Genomic DNA, 4,588 nt, shown 5'->3' on the forward strand with positions numbered 1-4,588 from the left:
CCGGAGGCGCTGTTCAGGGGTGCGGGCCCACCGGCCCCCGCACCGCCGGGCCCGCACCCCTGAACAGCGCCTCCGGACAACGCCGTTGCCCCCTCGGCACAGAACCTCCACATCATGATCCACACCACCCGGACAACCCCCGCCGCCGTACCCGCGTCTTGATCCACAACAGACCGCGACGCCCCGGTCCTCCCGGACGGGGCGTACCCCCGACCCCCTATACACGCTGTGTATACACATCGTGTATAGAAAGGTATGCATGTACGGCAAGGCTTTCGCCCCCGAGTACCAGGGCGCCCTGACCACCCTGTCCGTGAACTCCTCCCTGACGGACGTGCTGACAGAAGGCATCGACAAACTCCGCGAGGCCGAACGCTCCGGGCACCCGGCCGAGGCCGCCCGCTGCGGACTCGCCGTGGCCGAGGCCTACCGGCGCCTCGGCAAGGTACGGGAAGCCGACCAGGCCTGGAAGGCCAGCTACCGCACCGCCCGGGAGGCCGGCGACACCGCCGCGATGGCATGGGCCTTGTGGAGCGGCGGCACCCTCGCCCGCCAGCGCGGAGCCTTCCCGCTCGCCTGGCGACTGCTCGGCCTCGCCGCCGAACTCGGCGAACAGGCAGGCGACATCGTCTGCCGCGGCTACTCCCTGGCCGGACTCGCCGAAACCGGCCGCATCCAGGGCGACTACGCCGCCGTCGGCCGCCTCCACGAACAACTGCTGGCCGAGGCCCGCAGGCGCGGCGAGGCCCGCCACACGGTCTGGGCCCTGGAAGGCATCGCCCAGATGCACCGCAACACCGGCGACTACGACCGCGCCTACACCCTCTTCGAAGAAGCCGCGGAGATAGCCGAACGCGCCGAGGACACCCGCGGCCACGCCTGGGCCCTGCGCGGCCTCGCGGACATCCTCTCGGTACGCGACAAGAACACCGACAAAGCACTCGAACTCCTCTCCCGCGCGGAGACCGGCTGCCGCGCGATGAACCTCTCCAGCGCCCTTGCCTACAACCACAAGATGCAGGGCAACGTCCTCCACCGGGCCGGACGCCACGAACAAGCACGGCAGATGTACGAGCTGGCACTCACCGAGTTCCGCGCCATGAGCGAACCCCGCGGCGAGGCACTCGCCCGCCTCGGCCTCGCCAAGACACGGGCACGGCTCGACCGCACCCACGCCGAGACCACCGCCGAACTCACCGCACTGGCACACTCACTGGAAGGCAGCGGCCTCAAACACGTACAACGCCTGGTGACCCGCGCCCAGGAGGAGTTCGCACGCGAGGCGGAGGCCGTACGATGACCGCCCTGCACGCCCCGCCCGCCGCCCCCGAAGTCCTCGCCCGCTGCACCGCGCTGGTACGCCCCGCCCTGCGCGAGGCGATCGGCCGGCTGCACCCCTGGACCGCCGAGATGGCCGCCTACTCCTTCGGCTGGTGCGAGGTGGGCGGCACACCCACCACCACACCCGGCGGCAAAGGCGTACGGCAGGCACTGGCCGTACTCGGCGCACGCGCGGCAGGCGCCGACGCACGCACCGCAATCCCCGCCGCGGTCGCCGTGGAACTGGTGCACACCTTCTCACTCCTGCACGACGACATCATGGACGGCGACGCCACCCGGCGCCGCCGCCCCGCCGTATGGAAGGCATACGGCACCGGCCCCGCGGTACTGGCCGGCGACGCCCTGTTCGCCCTCGCGGTGGAAACCCTCGCCGCCGCCCCCCAAGGCGCCCGCGCCGTACGGCTGCTGTCCACAGCCCTGGCCGACCTGGTCCGCGGACAGGCCGACGACCTGCTGTTCACCGGCCGCCCCCACACCGGCCCCGACAGGGTCACCACCGAGGAGTACCAGGCGATGGCCGAGGCCAAGACCGGCGCCCTCCTCGGCTGCGCCTGCGCCCTGGGCGCCGCGCTCGGCGGAGCCGACGAGGACACCACCGACGCACTGGACCGGGCCGGACGGCATCTCGGCATCGCCTTCCAACTGGTCGACGACGTCCTCGGGATCTGGGGCGACCCCGCCGTCACCGGCAAACCCACGGGTGGCGACCTGCGGGAGGGCAAGAAGACCTACCCGGTCCTGGCCGCCCTCACCTCCCCGGCCGCCCACGCCCTGCCCGACCTGCTCAGCCCACCGGCGCGGACGCGGGAAGCCGCCGCCCTGATCGAAGCGGCCGGCGGCCGCACGGCGGCACTGGCCGAGGCCCGCACCCACACGGCCGCCGCCCGCACCCTCCTGACCCGCACACCCCTGGCCACCGGCGCCGTGGAAGACCTGCTCACGGTGCTGGACTACCTCGTCGGCCGCGACCTGTAGACCCACCGGCACACCACACCCACCCGGAAACCGGCGGGCCGGCCGCGCCGCGAGCCGCCCGCCGCAGCCACCACGTCAGCGGCCCGAGCGCGCGTACCACCGGCCGTCGTGGCGGGCCACATGAACGGGACGCCCGAAGCAGAGCGTCATGTTGTCCGCGGTGAGCACACCGTCCACCGGCCCGGACGCCAGCTCCCGGCCCTCCTTGAGCAGGAAGGCATGCGTGGTGCTGGGCGGGAGCTCCTCCACATAGTGCGTGACCGTGACGGTGGCGAGGGCGGGCTGGTCGGCCGCCAGGCGTTGCAGCGCGTCCACGAGATCCTCACGGGAGGGGAGATCGAGGGCGTTGAACGGCTCGTCGAGCAGCAGCAGCGCCGGATCCGCCATCAGCGCACGGCAGATCAGGATCCGGGCCCGCTGGCCACCCGAGCAGTCACCGAACCGCCGGTCGGCGAACTCCTTGCACCCCAGCTCGGCCAGCAGAACGCGGGCACGCTCGCGCACCGCGCTCCCGTACTCCCGCCACAGCGGCTGCACCGTCCCCGTCGCCCCCGTCAGGACGACCGTGTGGGCGGTGGCCTCCAACGGCACCTTCTGCGCGGCGGACACCAAACCGACACGCGCCCGCAGCTCACGCATGTCGACACGGCCGAGCCGGTCACCGAGAACCTCGACGCTGCCGAGCGTGGGATACATGGCCGCCCCCACCAGCCGCAGCAAGGTCGTCTTGCCGGCCCCGTTCGCCCCCAGCAGCGCCCAGTGCTCACCGGGCCGAACAATCCAGTCGATCCCGTCGAGGACGATCTCCTGCCCGCTGCTACGCCGGTGCACGGCGACATCCCTCAGAGCGACGACGGCACGGGAATCCTGGTTCTCGGTCACCCCGGCACAGTAGCGCCGCGAACGGCAACCGCACCGCACGCGCTCACAGACCGGACACCCCAGCCGACGCCGCCGGTCACAGCACATGGCTTCGTTCGCCTTCAGCGACAGCGTTTGTCCAGTTTGAGCGGCGGTCAGCGATCTCTGGGGCGATAAGTCTTCATGAGTTTTGACGGCACTTCGCGTCAGTGATCTTGGCCTGCGGTCCGTGCGGAGCAGTCGTGTCCGTCGCCAGGCAGGCCCATGACGTTCAGCACGGGTTCCTCGCCCTCGGGGATCTCGAAGGTGAAGTTCGCACCTGACGCGATCGCCGTGAGCGAGCACTGGTTGCCGGATGTCAGCGGAGCATGCGGCTCCCAGGAACAGCCGGCCCGGTCCAAGGCGGAAACGACGTCAGCGTGCTTGAGCCCCGCTGGGAAGGTGCCCGTCCACCCGACAACCGACGGAGGGAGTTCGACGACGTCACGCCAGGTCTGGACGCAGATGAGGGAGACCTTGCGGCAGCGGCAAAAACTCAGCTCAAGGTCTCCGTAGGCGAAGAGCCGCGGCCACTTTCTGTTCCGGCTCATTGTTCCGATGCCCCAGGGCTCGCCAAGTGCAGCGGTCACATCATTCCAGTCGGCTCCGCTGAACACCGGGCCCAGCCGACCTGTCTTCGCCATGCTGGTCAGGACATCGAGAATCTCCACGAGGCGGAGCCTGACAGGTGCCCTGACCAGCAGTCCAGCGGTTTCAGGAGGTCAGCCCGCTGCAGGTTGTTCGGTTCGGGCTCGGGTGCCGGCGAGGCGGTAGGAGTCGGTTCCGGTCTCGACGATGGTGCCGTTGAAGGTGAGGCGGTCGACGATGGCCGCGCAGAGGCGAGGGTCGGTGAAGGTCTTGGTCCAGCCACCGAACGACTCGTTCGAGGCGATCGCGACGCTGTTCTTCTCCTCGCGTTCGGTCAGGACCTGGAAGAGGAGTTCGGCGCCGCGGCGGTCGAGTTCCATCATCCCGACCCCACAGGAGCACCGCGACCCGAGCCCCGCCACCGACACAGAGACAGCGACTTGACGCCACGGCACCTCGCACACTTTCACCAACTCCCATGCCTAAAACGCATAACCAAGTCTTCTACGATGACCCCATGAAGATGACGCTCGGCGAACGCGTACGAGCAGCCACAGCCGCCCTCATGCACATCACAGGAGAATCCCAGACTGACCTCGCCACCGCCCTGGGCGTCAGCCAGACCCAGATCAGCCGCCGCCAGTCCGGCAACGCCGCATGGAGCCTGACCGACTGCGAAGCTCTCGCCGCCCACTACGGCATCGACGTCCTCGACCTCCTCGCCGGCCCCACCCAAGCCTGCGACACCCTGGCCCCCGCGCGCCGCCACACCCCACACCCCGCA

General features: G+C 70.3%; 5 protein-coding genes and 1 pseudogene. 3 read left to right on the top strand and 3 right to left on the bottom strand.

Annotated features, from left to right (window positions below; genetic code table 11):
- Positions 1-259: 259 nt before the first annotated feature.
- The gene (locus CCN72_RS13805) at positions 260-1,300 is read left to right on the top strand and encodes a tetratricopeptide repeat protein (protein WP_086807785.1); all 1,041 of its coding nucleotides are present in this window, start codon (positions 260-262) and stop codon (positions 1,298-1,300) included.
- The gene (locus CCN72_RS13810) at positions 1,297-2,316 is read left to right on the top strand and encodes a polyprenyl synthetase family protein (protein WP_086807786.1); all 1,020 of its coding nucleotides are present in this window, start codon (positions 1,297-1,299) and stop codon (positions 2,314-2,316) included. Before CCN72_RS13805 ends, CCN72_RS13810 begins: the two co-directional genes overlap by 4 nt.
- 75 nt (positions 2,317-2,391) lie before the next feature.
- On the opposite strand, the gene CCN72_RS13815 is transcribed toward CCN72_RS13810, so the two are convergent.
- The 3 genes and pseudogenes from CCN72_RS13815 to CCN72_RS13825 form a co-directional block, all read right to left on the bottom strand.
- Entirely contained in the window at positions 2,392-3,198 is an 807-nt protein-coding gene (locus CCN72_RS13815) for an ABC transporter ATP-binding protein (RefSeq protein ID WP_407075607.1), read from the bottom strand.
- Positions 3,199-3,383: 185 nt separating this feature from the next.
- Complete coding sequence (locus tag CCN72_RS13820; protein WP_086807788.1) at positions 3,384-3,887, bottom strand: hypothetical protein; 504 nt, start codon at positions 3,885-3,887, stop codon at positions 3,384-3,386.
- Positions 3,888-3,938: 51 nt separating this feature from the next.
- Positions 3,939-4,193, bottom strand: a pseudogene (locus CCN72_RS13825) (ATP-binding protein); the annotation flags it as partial.
- A 128-nt stretch (positions 4,194-4,321) separates the two neighbouring features.
- Here CCN72_RS13825 and CCN72_RS13830 point away from each other — a divergent pair.
- The coding region (locus CCN72_RS13830) for a helix-turn-helix transcriptional regulator (RefSeq protein ID WP_086807790.1) at positions 4,322-4,588 on the top strand (267 nt) is incomplete at its 3' end.

This window comes from Streptomyces murinus (genome assembly GCF_002154555.1).
GTDB lineage: Bacteria > Actinomycetota > Actinomycetes > Streptomycetales > Streptomycetaceae > Streptomyces > Streptomyces murinus.